Origin of the sequence: Rhodopirellula maiorica SM1 (genome assembly GCF_000346295.1) — a bacterium.
Lineage (GTDB): Bacteria > Planctomycetota > Planctomycetia > Pirellulales > Pirellulaceae > Novipirellula > Novipirellula maiorica.
This window is the reverse complement of sequence record NZ_ANOG01000955.1, coordinates 1-1,988: the sequence shown is the minus strand read 5'-3', so window position 1 is coordinate 1,988 and position 1,988 is coordinate 1. Positions and strand designations below refer to the sequence as shown.

At 54.4% G+C, this 1,988-nt stretch carries 2 protein-coding genes; one reads left to right on the top strand and one right to left on the bottom strand.

What is annotated here, in order from left to right:
- Positions 1-448 precede the first annotated feature (448 nt).
- A complete protein-coding gene (locus tag RMSM_RS30550) occupies positions 449-1,195 on the bottom strand; it encodes a class I SAM-dependent methyltransferase (protein ID WP_052031878.1) in 747 nt (248 codons plus the stop codon).
- Between the two features lie 226 nt (positions 1,196-1,421).
- Here RMSM_RS30550 and RMSM_RS30545 point away from each other — a divergent pair.
- The coding region (locus RMSM_RS30545) for a DUF1549 domain-containing protein (RefSeq protein WP_144058079.1) at positions 1,422-1,988 on the top strand (567 nt) is incomplete at its 3' end.

Genomic DNA, 1,988 nt, shown 5'->3' with positions numbered 1-1,988 from the left:
TTCGTGCGTTTGTTAACGGCAGCAAACGGTTTGAATACGTCAGAAAATCGGAATTTCCAATTTCTGTCGCTCGGTCTTCGAGTCAACCTTTTCACTTTCAGAAGGGCAGAGTGTAGCGATCCAGCGATATGGGGCAAGACGGAAACCGCCCCACCGGCGTTGAAACACAAGGATTCTGACGATTTTTTTGGATTTGAGCAATCCAATCGATCGCCAACCACAATTCTGCTGCCCTTTGGACACGCATTCTTGGGCTCGGTTCACCCCCAAATCGCCCCCGCGAAACTTAACATCGCCCCGCGAAAACCAACAAAACCACTGGGGAAAAACGGGCTTGAATGTCCTTGTTCGGCATTTCGTATCGCGATCGGCAGCCCTTTTAGCCAATTTTTGATGATAAAAATTCTACCGCGCGATGCGGGATGCCTATCACCAAGGTGCTTGCTGGCTATCGCCGAGGAAACATGGCGGGGTGGCCATACCAGGGCGGGTGAGCCCCAGCGCGGGTCGCTAACAAAATGGCTTTGCCATGAAGATGCTCTGGCCCGTGCGTGTAATCCCACTCGAGACATTCTTCGTAACGCAGGATCCGCAGTCGGCTTTTCGGATTCGCTGCCCATAAAGCTAATTGATTGGGAGGGAAATAGTTGATCACCGCGCCGGCCGTTTCGCTTACCGGAGCATCGCTTTCGCGGCCCGGCGATTGATCGCTGCCCGGGTCTTCGGTGGTGTGCACCTGGACATACAAAATCCCTGTCTCGGTCAGTGACTTGGCCATTCGGTCCCACAGCATCACAGCATCGCGGAGCGGAATATGGTCTAACACGGTGGTGGCGACGATTGCATCATACGTATTTTCTGGCATCAGCACTTCGCGGACATCGACTGCCAATGTTTGCACTTTTCCTGCGGTCTTTGCCGCTTTGGCGCGTTGCTCGATTCGCTGTAACCCGCGATGACTTAGGTCTACCGCCAGGACGTCGTAGCCAGCTTTGGCCAATGCGACCGTGTCACGGCCGGCACCGGCGCCTAAATCGAGTGCTTTGCCGCTACGGGGAACCTGTTGGAGGTAGGCCGCAAGTGCCGCCGAGGGCTGGTCACCATAGGCAATTTGGTCGCGGTCGTAGGGCTCAAAAAATGGATCGCTAGCTTCGCTCGGAGGCAAAGAGCGTGGCGGTGACGGGGTAATATCCATAGCAAGCGAGCTTTTTCGTAGGGCGGCGGCACCGCGTGGGAATGCAGCGAGGCCGAGAATGCGTTTGATTCAAATACATCAATGTATAGAACTTGGAATCGGCGATGTCGCCGATCAAAAACAGCCCCGTCTCAAAATTCCCGACTTATGATAGATAGTTGGCAAGATTGGCATTCACTCGGCGAATAACGTCTGCGCAGTGCCTCTCTTTTTCTGTCAACATCGGATGCGAAAACCAATGAAATGGGCTTTGATGACGATCGTCCGCTACGGTTGGTTTGGGTTGCTGGTCCTGATCGCGTTCGGTTATTTGGCAGCGGGATTTTCGGATCGATCAACAAAGACGCATCTTGATCCCGTCGCAAAAACTAATTTTAGCGGCAACGAGGCCGAAGACAAAAAGAACGAGGCCGAAGATAAAAAGAACGCCGCGAGCGATTCAGGTCTGCCGCTGGCTGAGATCACCGCAGCGAATCCTCAAACCTTGGATCCGGCATCGCGTTTTGAATCCGCAACCAAGCGGGACGATGGCTTGCGTGATTCGATGGCGGCAATCGAGTCCAGTCTTGTTCGCGATTGGGACGATGCGGGGATCAGACGAGCCGAAGATGCCGACTGGCTAACCATCTGTCGACGGATGTCGTTGGCATTGGTCGGCAGCGGGCTGTCGCTCGAAGAGATTCGGCGACTCGAGGCGATGCCGGAATCGCGGCGCGAACACGCTCACCTTGAATCACTGCTTGTCGATCCGCGTTTCCATCAATATTGGGCCGAGCGTTGGTCGCGATTTTAT

Excerpts from the sequence above, each read along its gene's own strand:
- RMSM_RS30550 (WP_052031878.1), bottom strand. The coding sequence starts at position 1,195 with ATGGATATTACCCCGTCACCGCCACGCTCTTTGCCTCCGAGCGAAGCT.